Origin of the sequence: Hydrocarboniphaga sp., from assembly GCF_028291725.1 — a bacterium.
GTDB lineage: Bacteria > Pseudomonadota > Gammaproteobacteria > Nevskiales > Nevskiaceae > Hydrocarboniphaga.
In genome coordinates, this window is the sequence record NZ_JAQGNT010000113.1 from 1 (window position 1) to 20,525 (window position 20,525).

At 63.7% G+C, this 20,525-nt stretch carries 22 protein-coding genes; 6 read left to right on the plus strand and 16 right to left on the minus strand.

Annotated features, from left to right (window positions below; all coding sequences use genetic code 11):
• Positions 1–224 precede the first annotated feature (224 nt).
• Positions 225–635, plus strand: coding sequence for a PaaI family thioesterase (locus JWQ90_RS28260; protein WP_299698436.1), 411 nt, complete (start codon positions 225–227; stop codon positions 633–635).
• A 323-nt stretch (positions 636–958) separates the two neighbouring features.
• On the opposite strand, the gene JWQ90_RS28265 is transcribed toward JWQ90_RS28260, so the two are convergent.
• The 6 genes from JWQ90_RS28265 to JWQ90_RS29340 form a co-directional block, all read right to left on the minus strand.
• Entirely contained in the window at positions 959–1,306 is a 348-nt protein-coding gene (locus JWQ90_RS28265) for a DUF2335 domain-containing protein (RefSeq protein ID WP_299698437.1), read from the minus strand.
• 580 nt (positions 1,307–1,886) lie between these two features.
• On the minus strand, positions 1,887–3,188 hold the full coding sequence (locus JWQ90_RS28270; RefSeq protein ID WP_299698438.1) for an MFS transporter: 1,302 nt from the start codon (positions 3,186–3,188) through the stop codon (positions 1,887–1,889).
• Positions 3,189–3,296: 108 nt separating this feature from the next.
• A complete protein-coding gene (locus JWQ90_RS28275; protein WP_299698439.1) occupies positions 3,297–4,235 on the minus strand; it encodes a homoserine kinase in 939 nt (312 codons plus the stop codon).
• Between the two features lie 438 nt (positions 4,236–4,673).
• A complete protein-coding gene (locus JWQ90_RS28280) occupies positions 4,674–5,390 on the minus strand; it encodes a GntR family transcriptional regulator (RefSeq protein WP_299698440.1) in 717 nt (238 codons plus the stop codon).
• A 275-nt stretch (positions 5,391–5,665) separates the two neighbouring features.
• Positions 5,666–8,398 carry a TonB-dependent receptor gene (locus tag JWQ90_RS28285; protein WP_299698441.1) on the minus strand — a complete coding sequence of 911 codons (2,733 nt, stop codon included), beginning with the start codon at positions 8,396–8,398 and terminating at the stop codon, positions 5,666–5,668.
• Between the two features lie 381 nt (positions 8,399–8,779).
• Positions 8,780–9,454 (minus strand): SDR family oxidoreductase, encoded by a 675-nt coding sequence (locus JWQ90_RS29340; protein ID WP_366919623.1) that lies wholly within the window; start codon positions 9,452–9,454, stop codon positions 8,780–8,782.
• Between JWQ90_RS29340 and JWQ90_RS28295 the strand changes: the two genes are divergently transcribed.
• On the plus strand, positions 9,362–9,601 hold the full coding sequence (locus JWQ90_RS28295; protein WP_299698443.1) for a hypothetical protein: 240 nt from the start codon (positions 9,362–9,364) through the stop codon (positions 9,599–9,601). The two genes, JWQ90_RS29340 and JWQ90_RS28295, sit on opposite strands and share 93 nt — an antisense overlap.
• Here JWQ90_RS28295 and JWQ90_RS28300 read toward each other — a convergent pair.
• Positions 9,590–9,925, minus strand: a complete 336-nt coding sequence (locus JWQ90_RS28300; protein WP_299698444.1) for a TIM barrel protein — start codon at positions 9,923–9,925, stop codon at positions 9,590–9,592. The genes JWQ90_RS28295 and JWQ90_RS28300 overlap by 12 nt on opposite strands.
• A gap of 135 nt (positions 9,926–10,060) precedes the next feature.
• Here JWQ90_RS28300 and JWQ90_RS28305 point away from each other — a divergent pair, with 135 nt between their 5' ends.
• A complete protein-coding gene (locus tag JWQ90_RS28305) occupies positions 10,061–11,056 on the plus strand; it encodes an SDR family oxidoreductase (protein WP_299698445.1) in 996 nt (331 codons plus the stop codon).
• A 3-nt stretch (positions 11,057–11,059) separates the two neighbouring features.
• Complete coding sequence (locus JWQ90_RS28310; RefSeq protein ID WP_299698446.1) at positions 11,060–12,007, plus strand: alpha/beta hydrolase; 948 nt, start codon at positions 11,060–11,062, stop codon at positions 12,005–12,007.
• Here the strand turns inward: JWQ90_RS28310 and JWQ90_RS28315 are convergent.
• Positions 11,898–12,389, minus strand: coding sequence for an SDR family NAD(P)-dependent oxidoreductase (locus JWQ90_RS28315; protein ID WP_299698447.1), 492 nt, complete (start codon positions 12,387–12,389; stop codon positions 11,898–11,900). The genes JWQ90_RS28310 and JWQ90_RS28315 overlap by 110 nt on opposite strands.
• A 38-nt stretch (positions 12,390–12,427) precedes the next feature.
• Between JWQ90_RS28315 and JWQ90_RS28320 the strand changes: the two genes are divergently transcribed.
• Entirely contained in the window at positions 12,428–13,099 is a 672-nt protein-coding gene (locus JWQ90_RS28320; RefSeq protein ID WP_299698448.1) for a GntR family transcriptional regulator, read from the plus strand.
• A 48-nt stretch (positions 13,100–13,147) separates the two neighbouring features.
• On the opposite strand, the gene JWQ90_RS28325 is transcribed toward JWQ90_RS28320, so the two are convergent.
• The 6 genes from JWQ90_RS28325 to JWQ90_RS28350 form a co-directional block, all read right to left on the minus strand.
• A complete protein-coding gene (locus JWQ90_RS28325) occupies positions 13,148–14,377 on the minus strand; it encodes a hypothetical protein (protein ID WP_299698449.1) in 1,230 nt (409 codons plus the stop codon).
• Positions 14,378–14,517: 140 nt separating this feature from the next.
• Complete coding sequence (locus JWQ90_RS28330; protein WP_299698450.1) at positions 14,518–15,495, minus strand: GGDEF domain-containing phosphodiesterase; 978 nt, start codon at positions 15,493–15,495, stop codon at positions 14,518–14,520.
• Positions 15,453–15,758 carry a PAS domain-containing protein gene (locus JWQ90_RS28335; RefSeq protein WP_299698451.1) on the minus strand — a complete coding sequence of 102 codons (306 nt, stop codon included), beginning with the start codon at positions 15,756–15,758 and terminating at the stop codon, positions 15,453–15,455. The genes JWQ90_RS28330 and JWQ90_RS28335 overlap by 43 nt, the downstream gene beginning before the upstream one ends.
• A gap of 50 nt (positions 15,759–15,808) precedes the next feature.
• Complete coding sequence (locus JWQ90_RS28340; protein ID WP_299698452.1) at positions 15,809–16,495, minus strand: PAS domain-containing protein; 687 nt, start codon at positions 16,493–16,495, stop codon at positions 15,809–15,811.
• A 301-nt stretch (positions 16,496–16,796) separates the two neighbouring features.
• Entirely contained in the window at positions 16,797–17,492 is a 696-nt protein-coding gene (locus JWQ90_RS28345) for an SDR family NAD(P)-dependent oxidoreductase (protein ID WP_299698453.1), read from the minus strand.
• A 114-nt stretch (positions 17,493–17,606) separates the two neighbouring features.
• Positions 17,607–18,452 carry an SDR family oxidoreductase gene (locus tag JWQ90_RS28350; protein ID WP_299698454.1) on the minus strand — a complete coding sequence of 282 codons (846 nt, stop codon included), beginning with the start codon at positions 18,450–18,452 and terminating at the stop codon, positions 17,607–17,609.
• Between the two features lie 69 nt (positions 18,453–18,521).
• Here JWQ90_RS28350 and JWQ90_RS28355 point away from each other — a divergent pair, with 69 nt between their 5' ends.
• Positions 18,522–18,947, plus strand: coding sequence for a helix-turn-helix domain-containing protein (locus JWQ90_RS28355; RefSeq protein ID WP_299698455.1), 426 nt, complete (start codon positions 18,522–18,524; stop codon positions 18,945–18,947).
• Positions 18,948–19,012: 65 nt separating this feature from the next.
• Here the strand turns inward: JWQ90_RS28355 and JWQ90_RS28360 are convergent, their stop codons facing one another.
• Together JWQ90_RS28360 and JWQ90_RS28365 are read right to left on the minus strand one after the other, a co-directional pair.
• The gene (locus JWQ90_RS28360) at positions 19,013–19,792 is read right to left on the minus strand and encodes a crotonase/enoyl-CoA hydratase family protein (protein ID WP_299698456.1); all 780 of its coding nucleotides are present in this window, start codon (positions 19,790–19,792) and stop codon (positions 19,013–19,015) included.
• Positions 19,793–19,851: 59 nt separating this feature from the next.
• Positions 19,852–20,496, minus strand: coding sequence for a LysE family transporter (locus tag JWQ90_RS28365; RefSeq protein ID WP_299698457.1), 645 nt, complete (start codon positions 20,494–20,496; stop codon positions 19,852–19,854).
• Positions 20,497–20,525 lie beyond the last annotated feature (29 nt).

Below are 20,525 nucleotides of genomic sequence, written 5' to 3' on the forward strand. Positions count from 1 at the left end.
TTTGTTTTCCCATGTAATCGGCGAAAACAATGTACCGTTATTCTCCGAACACGCCACGAGTCTCTTTCATCATCAGGGGTGGCGCGAGTCGCCATGTCCGTTGGGGTGAGCAAAGCGAACCCCAACAGTGGTCCGCGCCGACGTTGGGGTTCGCTGCGCTCACCCCAACCTACGTGCTGCGGCGCTACAGTAGCCGCATCAATAACGACATGGAGGAGACCGCGATGAAGACGCTGCTCACCGCCGAAGCCGTACAGGAGCTGATCCGCACCGGCCTTCCATCCACCGAAGGCGAAGGTCTGCTGGTGGAGGAAATCACGGCCGATGCGGCGACCGTCCGCATCCCCTACAACCCGCGCATGCTCAGGCCCGGCGACTCGGTATCCGGCCCGGTGCTGATGGCCGCCGCCGACGCGGCGATGTACGCGGTGCTGCTGGCCCAGCATCAGGACGAGATGGCGCTGACCTCGCAGTTCAACTGCAGCTTCCTGGCACGCGCATTCCCGGGCGACGTGATCGCCAAGGCGCGCGTGCTCCGGGCCGGCCGCCGTCTGGTCGTGATGCAGGTGGAAGTCAGCACCACCGCGCGCGACGACGTCGCGGCGTTCATCACCGGCAGCTACGTGCTGCCCTGATGCGGGCCGATATCGGCTACCGAATCCCTCGTGGGTGGGGTGAGTGCAGCGAACCTCGACATCACGGCCTCAGAAGACGAGACCGTGCTCGACGCATATCCACCGCGCTACGCCGCTCTCTTTTCATAAAGCGGTAGCCCGCTACTTCCGCTTCTTCGACTGCGCTCCGGTTACTCGCTTCGAAGTTGCCGGCAATTCGCGGCTGTTAGAAGCGGGTGTCCCCTCTTTATTGTCACCACGTCGACCGAGTACGAAGACTGCCACCAACGAGCCAAGCGTTCCTGTGATAACCGCGATCCCGAATTTCTCGAAGCCCTGCATGGTCACATAGGTGCCAGCTGCCAGGAATACGAGCGCAATGTGAAACCCATGACCTGGCCGAGGACGCTGGTCCAGATTTCCAGGTTGACCAGCTTGTTTTCTTGCTTGCGCCTGTGGGCGGCTTCGGCCTCGAACTGCACCGTGATGCGCTCGGCGCCGTTCTTGATGATCAGGTCGTACTGAGTCAGCATGCCGGGCGGCGGCAAGGGTCCGCGATACTGGGTCGCCGTGGTGACGACTTGGATGATCTGGGTCTGCTTCGCCGCCGGCAACTCCCGTATCACGGGAGTGATCTGATCGACGATGTCGTTAGGGAGTCCCTGAAGCTCTTGCTTCGGCTCGTCTGCCACAGGTTACTTGGTTGACGAGACGCGCTTGAAGGTGCGCGCGAAGCCGTCCTGCACGCGCTCTCCATCCTGTTCCAAAGCGGCCAGGTCGTCCTTCGTCCCCCCAAACGATGGCCGTGGAGATGTGACGCCGTAGACGTCGAGCAACTTCCCTGCACTATGGAACATGGACTGAGTAGGCTTGCGACCCCTGAGAAGCCCAAGTCTTATATGACGTAGGACGGTGGCCATTACTGCTCCTTTTGATTCCACTTGTAGTGATATCGGCGTCAGCGCTTGCCAACTTGAGCCAATCACAACGGTGGAGCGAATTAACCCTGATCCAAACGGGCGCTACTGCCAATGAGGGTTTTCCGAGTCCAGACAATATATCGCAAGGGAATATTTCCGGTCATCGAGGGCCCGCTCTGCCGCCAGCAGGTCTCCGCCGATTGAAGCGACGACCGCTTTCCCATTGGGCGCCATACTGAGGCGCGGAGCCAATTCCTTTGAGTCTTCTCGGGTCCCGCTAACACAGCTTCAACCTTTTCGCTGGTGCTCCGACACCTACGCAGCTTGATCCGGCTCGGATCACCGCCGCGCCTCAATCCAGCAGCGGCCGGCCGCGCGTCTCCACCACCCAGGGCATCAGCAGCAGGCCGACCAACGGAATCACGCCGACCCAGAACAGCACCTGCACCGCGCTCTGCACGCCCTGCGCGGCGATCGCGCCGACCAGGAACGGACCGAGCGCGGCGACGATGCGGCCGATGTTGTAGCAGAAGCCCGAGCCGGTGCCGCGCAGCCGCGTCGGGAACAGCTCGGGCAGGTAGTAGGTGAAGCTGCCGAACACGCCGAACACCGAAAGCCCGATCGCGAAATAACCGTAGAGCCGCGTCGCGCCCGACCAGTCCGGGCCGAAAGTGCCGAACAGCGCCACTGCCGACAGCAGGAAATACAGCGCGAACATCGGCCGCCGGCCCAGCAGCTTCGCGGCCGGGATCGTCAGCAGCGTGCCGATCAGGCCGCCAAGGTTGAAATAGGTCGTCGCCAGCGTCTTCCAGTGCTCGGCCAGCGCGCGCGTGTCGGCCAGGTTCAAGCCCAGCGAGGCGGCCTCGGTCTGCGCCAGGCCGGTCGACACCACCGGGATGAAGGCATTGCAGCTCCACCAGGCCAGCAGCGCGATCACCGCCATCAGGAAACCGCTGAGCGTCAGATGCAGCGTGCCCGGCGCGAACAGCTCGCCCAGGCGCGGTGGCGGGCCGCTGGCGCGCGCGGTCTGCCAGCGCTCGGGTTCGTGCACGAACAGGCGCACGACGAACGCGATCGCGGCCGGCAACAGGCCGAACAGGAATACGTAGCGCCACGAGGTCTCAGGCGAGTCCGCGAACCAGTGGCCGGCGACCTGCAGGTTGACGAAAGTGGCTAAAAACAGGCCCATCGGCGCCGAGGTGTACAACAGCGCGCCGGCTTCGACGCGCTTGTTCTCCGGCACCGCCTCGGCGACCATCGACGCACCTGCCGCCCATTCGCCGCCGATGCCGAGCGCGGCGACAACGCGGAACGCGAGCAGCACCCAGATGTTCGGCGCGAACGCACAAGCCGCGGTGCCGACGCCGTACAGCAGCATCGTGATCAGCAGCGTGCGCGTGCGGCCGATGCGGTCGGCGACCAGGCCGAAGATCACGCCGCCGGCCGCCCAGCCAAGCAGCAGGGTCGCGGTCATGATGCCGGTCCACATCAGCGTCGCGGTCTTCGCCGCGGGCGTGCCGATCTGCAGCCCAAGCAGCGTCGGCACGCAGTTCGGCGCAACGTAATTGAACAGCAGGCCATCGAAGATATCGAAGCCCCAGCCGAGCCAGGCCGCCAGCAGCACCGTCCATTGGTAGCGCGTCAAACCCAGCATGTCGTCGTCCCCTTCCTGCTATTTCTTGTAGTCCGATGTCGGCAAAGGCTTGCCGAGCTACGACGTGGCGAGCCTTGTAGGTCGGCAATCCTTTGCCGATGTGAAACTTCAGAGCATCGGCGGTGCGTGCTCGCGATGATGTTCCAGTATCCGCCGGTACGCATTCGGATCTTTCACATGGACCACGTCGCCTGCGCGCGGAAACGTCCAGTCCCACAGCCGCGACAACCAGAAGCGCAGTGCCGCCGCGCGCAACACCAGCGGCCAGGCGGCGATCTCCGCCTCGCTCAAACCGCGGCGCGAACAATACGCCGTGGTCAGCGCATGCCAGCGAGCGAGATTGGGCGCGCCTTCCGTCTCCATGCACCAGTCGTTGAGCGTGATCGCGAGGTCGTACAGCAGCGCGTCGTTGCAGGCGTAGTAGAAGTCGATCAGGCCGGTCAGGCGATCGTCGACGAACAGCACGTTATCGCGGAACAGGTCGGCGTGTATCACGCCCTGCGGCAGCGAGCCCAGATCGAGTTTCTGCTGCGCGGCCAGCTCGTCCACGATCAGCGCGCGCGTGCCGGCATCGACATCGGCGAGCAGCCCGCGCCCGGTCTGCTCGCGCCAGGCCGGCCCGCGATCGTTGTGGCAATGGCCGGCATACGAGGCCGTCGCCACATGCAGATCGCCGAGCGCGCGCCCGACCTGCACGCATTGCTCCAAGGTCGGGAACAGCACGCTCTGGCCGACCAGCCGCCGCACCAGCGCCGCCGGCTTGCCGTTGAGCGTGGTCAGATTCTCGCCGGCATGGGTGCGCGCCGGCATTGCGCCGGGCAGGCCGCGCGAGGCGATGTGATCCATCAGGCCGAGGAAGAACGGCAGGTCGGCGTAGTTCAGCCGCTCGAACAGCGTCAGCACCCAGCGGCCGTCGTGCGTGTCGACGAAATAATTGGTGTTCTCGACACCCTCGCCGATGCCCTGAAAGCCGATCAGCTCACCGACCGGATACTGCTTCAGAAACTCCAGCAGTTCGGCGTGGCTGACCTTGGTGAATACCGACATGAGTTTCGACTCTGGCTCTTTCTGCTGGGTTGGCGTGACGTGAGCCGGCCCGCCCGATGACGCCAGGCAGCTTACCGGCTTGAGCCATTCTAACTTTTCGCGTGGCCCGCAAGCCCGCCGGAGGTGCCGGTTCCGTGCAAGCCGCCAGGTCGCGCGCAATTGCCGGCGCTCTAGGGCCTGTTGACATTGAATCGGTCGCTGCGTTGCCGCCAAAGAGACAGCCAGGCAAGGCGCGAGGAGGAGCCATAGTGATGACTATGGTGACGACGAGCAACGCGGCCTGGCCGTCTCTTTGGCGGCAACCCGAAGGGCTGGCCCCAAAGAGGGCGCATCGCGGCGTCTCTCCCTCCTCATGTATTTCAATACACTTCGTCGGTCGATCCTTGCGATGCGCCCTCTTTGGGGCCAGCGCAGCGATCGATTCAATGTCAACAGGCCCTAGCCGATATGACCCCACAGCCGGCAGTGCCACAGGCTGTGCATGCTGCGCGCTGCCATTATCGCGAGCGTCTGATCGCCATCCGCGATGGCATTCAATTCAAGCAATTTGACTCGGCGCCAGACGTGCACGAACTCGCGGTATTCCGCCGTGCCGTCCTTGTCGGAGGGGCGACCGGGGTAACGTCTTTGCGAAAAGGCCGCGTTGATCTGAAAGATCAACTCGATGTAGCGACTCTTGATCAGCTCGAAAATCTCGGTGCGACTTTTCAGCTCGATACTCAGCACCTCTTCGAATGTGGCGTCTGGTTGCAGCGAATCGACGCGGGAACGGAAGCGCTCGGCCAGAGCTTTCGCCTCTTCGGTATTCATGCCCGCAGCCTTGCGCAGAACCTCCACCCACAAGGCCGAGGCAATCACGGTGGTGTCTTCCACATTCGTATCCACCATCTCGAGGTAGGCACTGACTGTGGACTCGATCGCGCGCAAATTGAGCCGGGTCGCAAAATAGCCGCCATTGGTCCCGCGTCGGACGCGCAACAGGCCCTCACGCTCCAGCAGCCGCGCCACCTGCCGGACGGTTGCGCGCGATACGCCCAGCTTCGCAACGAGCGCCTCTTCACTCCCGAGCAAGGCTCCGTCTTCGGATGCCTGAATGATGGCGCGTAATTCGAACGCAGCGGCATCAATGGCAGATTTGAAGTTGGAATCTTTCACTGTTTGAATTTTAGAGCGAAAGCGCAGCCGATGAAGGCGAGCGTGTGCTTCTGCTCGTTACTCTCTCGCTGAGCCTCCGGAAGGGAGGAAACCTGCGGGAAACCAGGGTGCGCCGAAACGTCCCTGTATCCATCCAACCACGACACGAGGCGACGCTTCACTTGGTTCAGGCAGGGCGGTTCAGCTGCGCGCCGCGTGTACCGGATCGCGCTGCATCACCGCCCTGCCTGTGCCTACGCTCGTAAGCTCCTGTGTCTGGATTCCCTAAGCGATCATCAGCTGCCGAAGTTCACCCGCACCCGTGCGCCGTAGAAGCGGGGCTCACCCGGGATTTCCGTCTCGAAACCAAAGCTGCCGTAGCTGTTGGTGATAGCGGAGCGGTACTCCTTATCGAGCAGATTGGTCGCGAACAGTGCGGCATCGACGTTGCTGCCGGCGATCGAATTCCAGCCCAGATTCATGTTGACCAGGGAAATCGACGGGATCGTGCCATACGGGTTACCGGCGTGGTAATCGGTGACGCCGGCGGGCGCAGTGTGTGTAATGAAGAGCGGGCCCTGGTACGAGTACGTCAAACCGACCGACACCTGTCCGACTTTGGGATCCAGCGGCAGCGTGTAGACGGCCGTTGCGGATACCTTGTCCTTGGTCGAGTACGGCAGCGGGTCACCCTCGACTGTCAGCTTGGGGAAGACGTTGTACGGACTGTCGGCCGATGGGCTGGGATCCGTGACCTCTTTCACCTTGGTGTCCAGGTAGGTATAGGAAACACTCAGATTCATGCCGCGGAACGGCAGCAGCGTCAGTTCAACCTCAGCACCTTTGATCTCCGACTTGCCCGCGTTGAAAATCGCCGCGTTCGGAGGAGCGACCTGCCGACCCGTAGAGAAATCGACAGCGGCAGCACCGAACAGCAACTGCTGATCCTGCAGGTCGTTGTAGAACACCGAGGCATTGAATGTCCCGCGCACCGCGCCGTGGAAGCTGGCCTTGAACCCGGCCTCGTAGGCATCCACTTTTTCGGGGTCGAAGGTGTTTAGCCCCTGCGGCGAGAACGGCTGCACGGCACCCGCACGATAGCCGCGCGAATACTTGCCGTAGACCAGGAGGTCGTCAATTGGCTTGTAATCCAGGCCCAAAACCCAGGTCGGCGCGCTGCTGTTCTTGGAATACTGCACACGGCAGGCCGCCGTGTTCCAGTTTCCGTTGGCGTCGGGCCCGGTCTGAATCACTTCGGTGTAGCTGTGGCCGCTATCCGAGTTGTTGCAAAGCAGGGTTGGCGTCCGATAGTTGGAACCGAGGAAGCGCCAGAGCGCCATCTGCGTGTCGCTCTCGGAGTGATCCTTGGTGTAGCGGATACCGCCGGTGGCCTTCAGCTGATCCGTGATGCTGTAGGTGGACTGCGTGTAGATACCCAGGTTGCGGAAATCGATCGTGCCCACCTGCCAGTTGACACTACCGACACCCGTGGCGCTGTGTGAGGCAGCCCCCAGCACGTCGTAGCAATCAAGCGAGGCTGAACTCTTGCAGTTGATGCTTCCCGCCGACTGCGCACCGGTCGGATCGATGCCATTGCTCGACTCGTAGTAGGCACCGGTCTGCCACACCAGATCGCCACCCAGACTCCTGCCCTGCAACTGCAGTTCCTCGGTCATCGTCGACTGGTCGGTGGAATGGACGCCTGGCGGCGTCGCCGACTGGGCCGAGGCGATCTGATAGCTGGCGCCGTCCGGCCCTGTTACGAAAAAGTCCGTGCCGAACAGGTCAGTTTGAAGATCGTTCACCAGCGTGGCGTAGCTGACGATATTTTTTACCGTCAGCTCGTCGGTCGCCAGCCAGCTCGTGGTGTTGATGAACTGCGTGCGGTCGTTCAGATTGCTCCCAAGCGGGTGATCGCTCTGGACATCAAACCGGCCGTCATTACCCCCCGATGCCAGCTGCGCCTGTGCAAAACCTGAAAACGAGTGGAAGCCTCCCGGTGGCTGAGGCACACCTGCTACGGGTGGTGGGGTGGCGCACCTGCCGTCGGAGCCTGGCGTACTGGGCGAGGCGATAGCACCTGTTCCTCTATTCGCATAGCAGTTTTGGTCGGCAGTGAACATCCGCGGCACCTGCCCTTCGGTAGCCGAGTGGCTGTACGACGCAATCGTGTAGTTCTCCACCGACGGCGTGACGTCCCATACCAGGCTGCCGCGGACCGCCGTGTAATCCACGTCCTGAAAGTGGGACGGACCGATACCGCTGGTATTGTTGAGATAGCCGTCGCGCTTGTTGTTGTCGACACCGAGGCGGAAGCGGAGGTGATCGCTGATCGGCATGTTGGCAACCGCCTGCGTACGCACCGCGCCGTAGTTGCCTACGGTCTGGTCGACATAGCCTTCGGTGTTAGCCGTGGGCTTTTGCGGAACGAGCAGAATGGCGCCGCCCGTGGTGTTGCGGCCGAACAGCGTGCCCTGCGGGCCCTTCACAACCTGGACGTTCTGCAGGTCGAAGAAGGAGCCAGGGCCGGCACCGTCGCCGCTGGGCGTGCCGGCGCCGCCACCGCGCGGTGCAACCACGTCGGCGAAGTACATGCCGACGGACGGCGTGGTACGAATTTCCTGTGTGAAGCCGCGGATCGCGAACGAGGCATTTTCCGTACCGTAGCGTCCATTGACAGACAGCGACGGCGTGTAGGTAGCCAGGTCGCGGCCGGAAAGCACGTTCTTTTCAGTCAACTGGTCCTGATTGAAGACCGTGATGGCGATCGGAACGTCCTGCAGACGCTCCTGAATACGCCGTGCCGTGACGATGACTTCCGAAATGTCGTCCGCGGCCGCAACGCTTTGCGCCGGAGCCTTCGCTTTCGCAGCCGGAGCGGTCTGCTCCGTCGTCGGAGCATCGGGAGCAGCGGCCCCGGATTCCTGCGCACCGACCGGCAGTGCCAGGCCGATGCTCAACGCCACCGTCGGCAACATCACCGACGTGCGTAATGCGTAATGGATACCGCTCTGCTTTCTCTTTTTCATGGGTTCTCCTCCCGTCGCAACTTTTTGGAATAAACAGCGATGAATCCGGCAATCCGCTTGCGGCACCGGTTACAGCGAACAACCAAGGACATCAGGCTCAACGCTCGACGAGGGGGTTAGGCGCTCGTCATCTGCACAGTCCGGCCCTGCGGCTGAACGGTTCGATCTTTTGGAGGATGGATTGGCGGAACGGCTTATCGACTCGTCGCGCCTCGCAAGCGGGGACGATGGCCGCCTCAGGCGCTGCGAATAGCGCAGCGGCTACGGCCCGACGTATTCGATCCGCACAACGATCAGCGAGCATCTCCGCAGCCGAATGGCAGCGGCGCACGCTGGGCTCTCCTCCTGATGCCACGTTGCTGGCGCCACTTCGGGCACCTTTCATATAGGTCTCTTTATACATGTTTTTACCCGACTTATGCAATGTTTTCTACAAATTAAGTGCCCCTTATTGACTAAAGCGTCAGCACAGCCAGCACTTTCGGCACGCATCGGTTTCGTCGCGGCTGGCTCCGCTACGGACATAGACCCAGGTGTCCACACGGCCCGCCGTGCGGCCGTCAGGAGTCCGACATGACGCCGGCCAGCCCCCCATCGACGAGCAGATCGGTGCCCGAGATGAAGGACGCTGCGCGCGCCTCGCTGACCCCAGGCCAGTGCTTTTCGCCGGCAATAGGCCATCAGCCCGTATTTGGAGATTGGGTGGGCGTTTTGAGGAGTCGCCTGCCGGTCACCGACCGCTGCGCTCAGCTTCGCAACGAGATCCGGCGCCAGGGGTTGCTTCAATATCGCCTCGACTTCAACTCCGGGCTGATACAGATGCGCAGCCAGTGAGGAAATCAGAATGGCCGCGGTTCCGGCGGAGGCCAGTGGCAGCAATTGCTCCGCCACCAGCGCCGCACCGCGTAGGTTCACCTGGATGATGTCGGCGAAACTGCCCATGGAAGGCGATAGCCCGGCGACATGGGCCAGCACGCGAAAGCGCCGCAGTTCTTCGGCCTTCTTCGCGAGTGTTTCGACCGAAGCAGAATCCCTGATGTCGCAGGCGATACCGATCGCGCCGCCGCCATGCCCATTCCGCCCGCGCCAACGACGACGGCAAGCGGCCAGTCGGGCCGTTCGCTGCTACCTATTTTGTGCATGAAGATCACGCTCCTGACTGAGACGCTTATGCAGCGCGGCGCTTGCGTTTCAAACTTCTGAACGCCGCAGCAGACCGCGAGTCGCGTCGACCGCGCGAGCCAGCGGCACATCGCACAGCTGCACATGGCCGACGACGCCGGGAGCCAGCGCCGCGAGGTCGGCCACCGTTGCGCCCGAACGGAAGAAATGCATGGCATCGATCACCAGCTGCGCATTCGGCCTGGCGATATGACGCAGTGCCGCCAGCGCTGCTTGCAGATTGTTGATGGGATGCGGCGAAGCGAACTCCAGCACAAGGCCGATGCCGCGCTCCGCCGCCATGCTCACGTACTCGACCGGCGGCACCCCGAAGGCGCTCGGCATTTCGATACCCAGGCTGCCCATTTTTCTTGCTCCTCCACTTAGCGCCGTGCTGGGCTTTCAGTTGCGGAACTGTCAACGGCGTCCATCGATAAGAGATTACTCTATAGCAAATATAAATTGATTAATTTTAATTGTTGCTTCATAAAGGCACCTTTATTGCGGCTGCCCGTTCACCGCGCCGAGAGATCAAGGATCTCGTTTCCGGCTTGGCTACTGGGTGCGGCTCGCGTCCATCCCGCTTGCCGAGTGGGGCGCTCAACGAAGGAGAGAAACTTGACATCGAACAGCCGGGCCGGCCGTCCACAACCGCCCTTCGACGGCAAGGCCGCGCTGATCTATGGCGCCGCCAAGGGCATTGGTCGCGCGGTGGCGCTGGAGTTCGCGCGGCGCGGTGCGCGGCTCGGCATCGCCGACATCGACAAGGCCGGCGCGGACGAAACCGCTGCGCTGATCATCGCGGCCGGCGGGCAGGCGATCGGGCTGCGCTGCGATGTCACCTCCGAGCTTTCAGTGCGCGAAGCGGCGGTCGCCGCGGAGGTGGCACTGGGCGAGATCGACATCGTCATGAACAATGTCGGCGGCATCCTGAACGGCAATCCCGAGGACATCCCCGTCGCCGAATGGGAGCGCATCCTGAGCCTCAACCTGATGTCGGCGGTGCGCGGCAACGCGGTGTTTCTGCCGAAAATGATCGCGCGCGGCAACGGCCATATCGTCAACACCGCCTCGTTTGCCGGGCTTTATCCGTTCGCTGCCAGCCGCGTTCCTTATGTGGCGGCAAAGGCCGCTGTAGTGGCGATGTCGGAATCGCTGGCGCTGTATCTGCATCCCAAGGGCATCCGCGTGAGCTGCCTGTGTCCAGGCCCGGTGATGACCGGCGTTATGGACAGCATGAAGACCTGGTCCGCCAACACCGTCCTGCGCGGCCCCGGATCGCATCTGGAGATCAAGACCGTTGACCAGGTCGCCACGACCCTGGCGGACGGCATGCGCGACGGCCGGATCATCATTCCCACCGATGAGAGCGTGTGGGAGACGCTGCGGCAACACGCCGCCTCGCCCGACGCCTTCATCCAGCAAAAAATCGAAGCGTTCGAAGCCGGCGACGACGGTCGGCCCCGGCTGCGCACGCCCGTCCCCGTTCAGGAGTAAGCCGTGGGCCCCATTTCAGTATCGTTCGACGTTACCGACGCGCTTCCGGCCGATGTCACGCAGGGCAGGCCAACTTCGATCGCGGCCTGGTTGTTCTTCCCGGACGATCTGTCGAAGCTGGGCAGCAAGCCGGTGACGATGGTGCTGCTCAACGGCGGCAGCTACGACAAGCGCTACTTCCACGTCGAGGTGCCCGGCCGAACGGCTTACAGCACCGCCCGGCACCTGGCCGCGCTGGGCAACATCGTGCTGGTTCCCGATCACTTGGGCATGGGCGAGAGCACGCGCGTTCCGGTTCAGAAGATGGCGACCCGGCATATCGTGGCCCTCGCCAACCATGCGGCGGTGAGCCAGTTCTATGAGCGACTGGCGAAGGGCGATTTGCATCCCGCGCTGCCGGCCATACCCGACGTCGTGAAGATCGGCGGCGGTCACTCGATGGGCGGCATGCAGACCCTGGTGCAGCAGGCCGCGCACCGCAGCTACGACGCGGTGATGATCCTCGGCTACACGATTCAGGGCGTTCACTTCAGCATGGGCGGCAAGAAGCTGCGCGCCGCGGATTTTCCGCCTCAGGGCGAGTCGCCCGATTACACCACCAACGACCGATCCAAGCTGCGCGAAGGATTCCACTGGGAAGACGTGCCGGCCGACGTCATCGCCGCGGACGACGCGATCGCAGCGCAAACGGCCGCATCGATCGGGCTCGACTCGATCCGCACCGGCATCGTGGTCGAGGATGCCGCCAGGATCGATGTCCCGGTCTATCTATGCCTGGGCGAACGGGACGTATCCCCAGACCCGCATGCCGAGGCCACTTACTTCCGCCGCGCCCGCGATTTCACGCTCCACATCCTGCCGCGCTCGGCGCACTGCCAGAACTTCGCCAGCACACGCCACCAGATGTGGAACCGCATGCACCATTGGGCGCGCGGGCTGGATCTCGGCTAGCCGAGCCGGTAAGCGCGGACAGGCTGGCGCAGAACACGATCGAGCCGCCCGGATCGCCGGCGTCGAAACGCGCCTTCATGTGCCGGGCGGCCTCGCGCGCGACATACATCGCACCGTGCTGATTGACCGCGAGCAGCCCGTGATACAGCTCGCTGCTCAGATTCAGAAACGAGCGCGCATTGGTCATGATGCCGGCATTGGCGATCGCACCGTCGACGCGGCCCATCTTGTCGACCGCCCCGGTCATCGCTTCGATGACGCGTGCCTCGTCGGCGACATCGACTTCCTGCGACATCACGCGCCTGCCGAACTCGCGCAGCAGCGAGGCGGCCTCTTCGTTGCGATGCGTCCGGCGTGCTTTAGAATCCCTGCGTGAAATCACCCGAACCCAAATCAACCATCGGTGCCGCCGCGGCCCGATTGCGCACGATCGTGCGCTCGGCCGAAGACGGAGCCCTGCTCGGCAGCGAGGAAGCGCTGACCGCCATGCTGGGCGTGTCGCGTATCACCGTCAGGCAGGTTTCGCGGCTGCTGGAACGCGAGGGTTTGCTGCGAGTCAGGCGCGGGATCAACGGCGGCTATTTCGCCGCCCGGCCCGACATGCACTCCATCGCGACGACCGTCAGTACCTATCTGGAGATGGTGGACGCGAATGTCGGGGACACCTTCGTGATCGCATCGGTATTGTGGGTGGAGGTCGTGCGCAAGGCGGCGGCGACGAAGAGCAAGGAAGCAAAGGCACTGGCCAAGAAGTTCCGCGAGAAAGTGAACTTGCTGAAGCCGGGTGTTCCGTTCGCGGACGTGCTCCGCATCGAGCAGGAAAGTCGCACCGCGATTTTTGCCCTCATCCAGAGCCGCTACATCGAGCTGATCTTCCACATCAACACGGCCTTCGCCCAGAGACGGTTTACGTCCCGCTCTGAAACCAAGGACGGCACGGCCGAACATCGCGAGTTCGTGCTCGCCTGGCGCAACGCCAAGCTGATGGAACTCGACGCCATCGCGGACGGTGACGAGGAGTTGGGCATGATGGCGGCGCGCCACATCCGCAACCTGTGGCATCGGCGGCTGTGGGATCAGAACGACGGATAGAGCCCTGGGTGCCCAGGGAACCTCAGATCAAATCCCGCGCGCCCGATCTCAGTAGAAGAACTGCTGCAGCTGATTGAAGCCCTGGGGGCCACCGAATGCCCAGCCCATGCGCTTGCCTGGGTTGATCACCGGCGCCGGTTCACCGATGGCAAAGTGGAAGCCGGTGATGGTCTCGACGAGATGCCCTTTCTCGTCATAGACGACGATGGCACTCCCCTGACTGCCGCCGCAATAATTCGTTTCGGTGACCATAAACAGCTTGTTGATCGGGTCCACCGCGATGTTCGAGCCGCTTTGCAATTGGCTGGAATTACCGGTGCACGGCAGCTGCACCGCCGCGATGCCCTTCTTCTTTTTCAGATTGTAGAACTCCACCTGCGCGTTCAATTCCGTGGTGGTCGCCGCGATGCCGGTGTTCGGGTCCACCGCCAGACCATTGATGTAACCGGCGCCGTAGGGGCCGTTGTTGTATCCCTTGAACTTGGTCGTCGCGCCGCTCGCAAGGTCGATCAGCACGTTCAGCGGAGCGCTGCCCCCGACGGCGCCGCCGTCGGGGGACAAGGCGAAGACCGCTTGGTTCGCCGAAGTGTACTGCGCCATGTGGGGACTCTTGTTCAGCCCGAACAGCGCCGGATTCAGGTGAATCAGCTTGCTGAAAGTGTTGGCCGCGATGTCGGAGACGATCAGATCGGGCTTGTCCGCATTCTGCAGCTCGATGACGAACAGCACACTGGTCGATGTCGTCTGATTCACTCCCACGGCCTGCACATCGATATCGTCGATCGGCGGCGTCCAGGCACCGCTCACGGCCTGCGCGCTCACCGGGTTCATCACGTCGTAGAAACGCAGTGCACCGGTTTCTCCCGGCATCTCGACGTAATGCGTAACCAGCCCGACATCGCCCGCCACGATCCCGTCGACAGCATAGGAATCGCCATCTTCCAGTGTCAGCGCAACGGAGCTGGTGATTTCGCCGGTGTTCTGATCAAAGGTCTCGACCGGGGCCGGAGTACCGTCGTCGTCGGAGCCGCCGCTGGCGAGGACACCGTCATCGCCGTTCTGGTTGATGTCGAAACCGAAAATCTGACCACCGTCCTGTGTCGTCAAAATCTTGCCGAGGCCGATTTTTGCCTTCGGGGGCACCGCTCCAGCCGCCGCGGCGGAACCGAGCAGGCTTGAAGCAAGCAGCGGCACGACGATTCCGATCGACGCAACGCGGCGGCGCAACGACAGGTTCGGGCGAATGAGGCGCGGCTGCGCGATGGTGATAGTGGGCACTCAAATCTCCTGAGCATCATGCGTCGTCAGCGATTGACGCGTCACCGACCGATGCAAGGCCACGGCGTCGGTACCAGGATCGCGTTGCCCCGTGAGTGCCCGGATTTCCGGTAAAGGTTGCGTTGCGGCATTGCAACGATTCAGCGGGCTAGTGTCGTGAGCCAATCCTCGGCCCAGGCGGAAAATGTTTCGGACGGCATCGGCTTGGCGATGCCGTAGCCCTGCCCCAGCTCGCAACCCAGATCCAGTAGCGCGCGGCGGTGGGCCGGCGTTTCGATGCCTTCCGCGATCACGCTGCGCCCCAGGCTGCGCGCCAGCCCGATGATACTGCGCACCAGTTCGCGATCGCTGGCATTGTGGAGGATGTCGAGCACGAACGAGCGGTCGATCTTGATCGTCGCCACCGGCAGGCGCCGCAAATAGGTCAGCGAGGAATAGCCGGTGCCGAAATCGTCCAGCGCAAACCTCACGCCGCTGTCGCAGCAACGCTGCATGGTCAGCGCCACGCCATCGAGGTCACTGAGCGCGCCGGTCTCGACGATCTCGAATTCCAGGTGCTCGCGCCTGAGCCCCGGGAAGCTATCGAGCAGCACGGCCACGCGTGCGGAAAAGTCGGGCCGCCTGAGATGATGCGCGGCGATGTTGATGCTCAGCGAAAAATCCAGGCCCTGGAGTTCCCAGGCCTGCAGCTGCTCGCAGGCTGAAACGATCAGCCATTCGCCGAGTTCGCAGATCAGCTCCGAATTCTCGATCTTGGACAGAAACTCGTCGGGCTGCAGCAGGCCGCGTTGCGGATGCTGCCAGCGCAGCAGCACCTCGGCCCCGATCACTTCGCCGGTACGGAGATGGATCTTGGGCTCGTAGTACAGCTTCAACTCGCCCGCCGCCAGCGCCCGCTCGAAATCCTGCAGCACTTGCCGGCAAGTCTGCAGCTTGCGTTCGATCCCGGCGTCGAACACGCAGTAGTTACCTCGCCCGCCCTGCTTGGCCTGGTACATGGCCTGGTCGGCATGGCGCAGCAGGGTTTCCGCGTCGGCACCGTCGTCGGGGATGAAAGTCAGGCCCAGGCTGCCGGTCAACGTGACGCTGCCGTCCAGGCCGTTCTCGAGTCGTCCCATTTCTGCTGCCAGATGGCCCGGCCACCCGATTCCGTGCGAAAGACGCGGTGGTGCACGCCGATACTCTGCTGCCGCGTGCGGCCGCTCATTTTCAGATAGGCGGCGTTGACGTCGACGATCATGCCGGCGGCGTCGGACAGCGCGATACCCGTGTGCGAGGACTCAAACACCGTGGCCTGCAGGCGTTGTCGCTGCTCCTCGTTTTTTTGCGCGGTAACGTCGCGCCCCAGCGTGCAATAGAGTCTTTCGCCGTCGACTTCCATCGCCGTGATCCAGCCTTCGAAATCGATCGCTCTACCACTCGCTCGGTCGACTATAAGGCGACTTCCAAAATGTCGGAGTTCACCCGCTTTGAGCTGGAGCAGCGCAGGCAGCTCTGCATCAAAGCTGTCGGCCCCGCGGAAATCCTGCATCCGAAGATCGGCACCGACAGGTACTCGCACCAGACCCATTGCCCGTCCTTGGCTGCCAGACGGCACTCGCCGGTGGCGACTCCGCCATCGTGGCGGACATCGGTACGCATCCAGACGAAGTCTTCCGGGTGGATCAGGTCGTGGCAGGGGCGGCCGAGCAGCTCTTGCGGCTGGTAGCCCAGCACGCGGCGCACGGAGAGGCTGACCCGGGTAAATCGACCGGCGGCGTCATTTTCGCCCCCGTCGGCCAACGCCAGCAGCGCCCGCACGTGTCCGCCGACCAGCAGCGGCACCAGGCTTGCGCCGGCGTTCGCGGCTGGCCCGAGCCGCGCTGCCAGTACCTCGTGCAACTCGGATCGCGGGCAGTAGTGAGCAAGGCCCTCGACTTGCAGCGACGGCAGCGGGATCAGCGTCGTGGGCTCCTGATTCAGCGTTCCGGCGAGAAGCTGCAGCCTGGGCCCGCCGGTGCCCGGCTCCAGGATCTCGCCGAGCACCCCCGCTGCGCGGCCGGTCAGCGCCAGCAATTCGGCCAGCAGATCCTGGAACAGGCCAGGCCAGGGACCCTCGCGAATAAACCGCAACTGCATGGAGTTGGCGGCCGCAAGCGCCGCGGTACGCCGCAGCAGGCTCTGGAGTTCGCACTATGAACACGAAATTCGAGACCCTCATCCCCTCTCCCGCAAGCGGGAGAGGGTCCCGCGCAGCGGGGGGAGAGGGCCTGAGACGGCTCCGTCATAGCGGCGGCGGCGGAATCACGGCGCTGGCGCGCCACCCTATCCCGCCTGCGGGAGACGGGATTGCTCGTTAAGTCACTGCCATTCGCCTCAGGGTCGCCGGAAATCCGGAGGACCGACGGTAGCGGCCCAGTCCCCGCGCCTTGACCGAGTATCAGACCCGCCCGGTCACCGGGATCAGCGCGCCGGTGATGGCGCTGGCGGCGTCCGACAGCAGGAACACGATGATGTCGGCGAGCTGTCGCGGCTGCACCCAGCGGCTGAAGTCCGCGTCCGGCATGTCGGCGCGATTGGGCGCGGTGTCGATGATGCTGGGCAGCAGCGCATTGACGGTGATGCCACGGTCCTTCAGCTCCTCGGCGAGCGCCTCGGTGAGCTTGGCGACGCCGGCCTTGGACGCCGCGTACGCGCCCATACCCATACCGGCCTTGATCGCGCCGGCTGCGCCGATATTGACGATGCGGCCGGCGCCGCGCAGCAACAGATGCGGCAGAGCGGCCTTGGACGCACACAGCGCGGTTTTGACATTGAGGTTGTAGAGCAGATCCCAGGTTTCGAGCTTGCCGGACTCGATCGGCTCCCAGCGGAAACCGCCGGCGATATTGACCAGGGCGTCGATGCCGCCGAGCTTTTCGGCAATCGTCTGGAACGCGGCCTCCGCCGCGGGCAGCGAGCCGAGATCCACGCCACCGAAACAGGCCAGGCCCGCCAGCGCGGCCGGCGCCTGTGCGTCGGGCGCACGATCGACCACGGCGACATTCGCTCCCGCCGCACGCGCCGCGACGGCGACGGCGGCGCCGAGGCTGCCGAAACCGCCAGTGACCACGACTGACTTGCCTTCGAGACTCATGTTCGTCTTTGATTTCCTTGAATGGATGGATGATAGGTGCGGCGCGTAATCCATGCCATAGGCGCCCGCCGCACCGCGACGCCGGATAGCGCCGACCGGTTTGCGCTTGCCCGGCTACTTCAGCGCTGCTGCAACGATGTCCCGCAGCGGTGTCGTATCGCGGCCGATCAGCCTGGAAAGCTGCCGGCCATCATCGAAGAGCGCGCCCCGGGAAGCGCCGACGTCCCATCCGGCCAATGCCTGGGCAAGCCACTCGGGTAGGCCGATCCCGACCAGAGCCGCTGCGTAGTCCGCCTCGGGCAGGTTTTTGTAGGGAATCTCTTTGCCAGTCTGGCACGAGATTTCCGCAGCCAACTCGACCAAGGTGTAAGCCTCGTCGCCCGCCAGCTCGTAGGTCTTGCCCTCATGGCCTTGGCTGGTCAGCACAGCGACCGCCGCTTCGGCGTAATCGGCGCGCGGCGCCGAAGCGATCCTGCCATCACCGGCGCTGCCGATGAAGGCTCCCGCCGCGACCGCGCCTTTGGCTGAGCCCGTGTAGTTCTCCGTATACCAGCCGTTGCGAAGAATCGTGAACGGCAGGCCGGAGGCTTTCAGCACACGCTCGGTGTCGCGGTGCTCTTCCGCCAGGCTGAGCGGCGAGGTATCGGCATGCAGCAGGCTCGTGTAGACGATGCGCTTGACCTTGGCCTGCTTCGCTGCATCGATGACGTTGCGATGCTGGGCCGAGCGTTGTCCGACTTCGCTTGAAGAAATCAGCAGCAAGGTATCGACGCCAGACACAGCGGCCGCCAGCGTCGCCGGCTTGGCGTAGTCGGCCGGGCGGACCGGAATGCCCAGATCCGCAGCCTTGGCCGGCGAACGGACCAGCGCGGCGATGTCGGCTACCGGGACTTTGGTTTTGAGTCTGTCGACGACGAGCCGGCCCAGTTGCCCGGTAGCGCCAGTGATCGCGATGGTCATGGTGTTTCTCCTATGGATCGGGGTGCGGGCGCACTGTACGATCCATACTTATTTTTAGTAAGTACGCACATGAAGGTAAGTACCCCACGCAGCACAGCGGTGCCGTCGCGCCAAGCGGCCTCCCTCTCCGAGCAACTAAGCCTGGGCAATCTTCTAGCGGAGGCCTGTCCTTCCCGCGAAGTGCTCAAACATGTCACGAGCCGCTGGGGCGTGCTGGCGCTGATGGTGCTGGAGACTCGAATGCATCGTTTCAGCGAGCTGCGCCGGGCCATCGGCGGAGTCAGCGAGCGGATGCTGGCGCAGACGCTGCAGTGGCTTGAACGTGATGGCTTCGTCGAGCGGGTGGCTTACGACGTAGTGCCACCGCATGTTGAATACAGCTTGACGCCCCTGGGCCAGGAAGTCGCCGAGAAAGTACGCGGGCTGGCCGATTGGATCGAGCTCAGTCTTCCCAGGATCCTGGCGGCGCGGAAGAGGCCGCCAATTACGTCGTGATGGCGAGCCATGATGGCCGCCTCGTGAAGCGTTCAGCATGCGGCGGTATTCAAGCGCCAGCATCGTCAAGGACCGTCGGAATCACCATGGCGGCCAGCGCCGGCGGCGAACCGCGCCGCGCCTGCTTGCCCTTCCGCAAAGACGATCGGGACACCCTGCGCGCCCTCGCGGCGTAGCGCCTCGGCCAGGGGCAGATCCCACTGTTCGTAGGCCGAGCGGCGATCGGCCAGCATGCAGCGCTGGGGGAAGGCAGCTATCTGGCGCGCCATGGCTTGTGCGCTTGCCAGGGCGCCGCCGGCCGGCGTGGTTCGGTTGACCAGGCCCATCGCCAGGGCTTCGGCGGCGCCGACGGAGCGGCCCGTCAGAATCAGGTCCAAAGCGCGGCCCATGCCGACGATGCGCGGCAGGCGGACGGTGCCGCCATCGATCAGCGGCACACCCCAGCGCCGGCAGAAGACGCCGAACGTGGCGTCTTCATCGGCAACCCGCAGGTCGGCGAGCAAGGCGATTTCAAGACCGCCCGCCACGGCATAGCCGTTGATCGCGGCGATCAGGGGCTTGGTCAGCGCCATTCGCGTGGGGCCCATCGGGCCGCTGCCCCTGCCATCGGCGTCCAGCTCGTTGCGGCTTGCGGGATCGTTCACGGACGCGAGATCCGCACCTGCGCAAAAGTGGCCGCCGCTGCCGGTCAGAACGGCGACTCGCAGCGAGTCGTCCGCCTCGAAGCGCTCGAAAGCAGCGCGCAATTCTGCCGCCGTCTGCAAATCGACGGCATTGCGCTTGTCCGGGCGATTCAGACTGATGGTGCAGATCGGGGCATTGATATCGAACAGGACGAGAGGCACGGTGGATTCTCCTGGCGTGACGATGAACTCGATGATGCCGCTGGATCGCCGGTCCGTCGTTATGCCCCGTGCAGCGCACGCAAGACCAGTGCGCCAGCGAGCCCCAGCATCGTCAGGCCGACGGCGAGGTCGAGCAGCTTCCAGGCGACGGGGCGAGCGAACACCGGCGTAAGCAGTCTGGCGCCATATCCCAACGCCGCGAACCAGGCATAGGACGCGGTCGCCGCACCGGCAACGAAGACCGGCCTGCTGCCCGACGGCAGACTCGATCCCACTGCACCCATCAGCAGCACGGTGTCGAGATAGACATGCGGATTAAGCAAGGTGAAGGCAGCTGCAGCCGCCAAGGCGCGGACCAGCGTCAGCGATGGCTGCACTGTCACGGCCATGGTCTCGGCATGGCTTGCACGCCGCAGCGCGCTGATTCCATACCATCCCAAAAAGGCCGCGCCTCCCAGAGTCAGCACCAGGCCCAGGCCGGGAATCACCGTGAGAATCGCACCCAGGCCTGCTACGCCTGCGGCGATCAGCAGCGCATCGGCGCTGCCGCAGAACAACACGATCGGTCCAACGTGTTCGCGGCGCAGCCCTTGCCGCAATACGAACATGTTCTGAGCGCCGATCGCGATGATCAGCGCGGCCGACAGCGCAAAGCCCTTGGCGAAAGAGGGAAGGAGCGATGGCTCCGCGAATTCAGGCAACATCGCCGCAATTTAACATGGCCGATCGGATG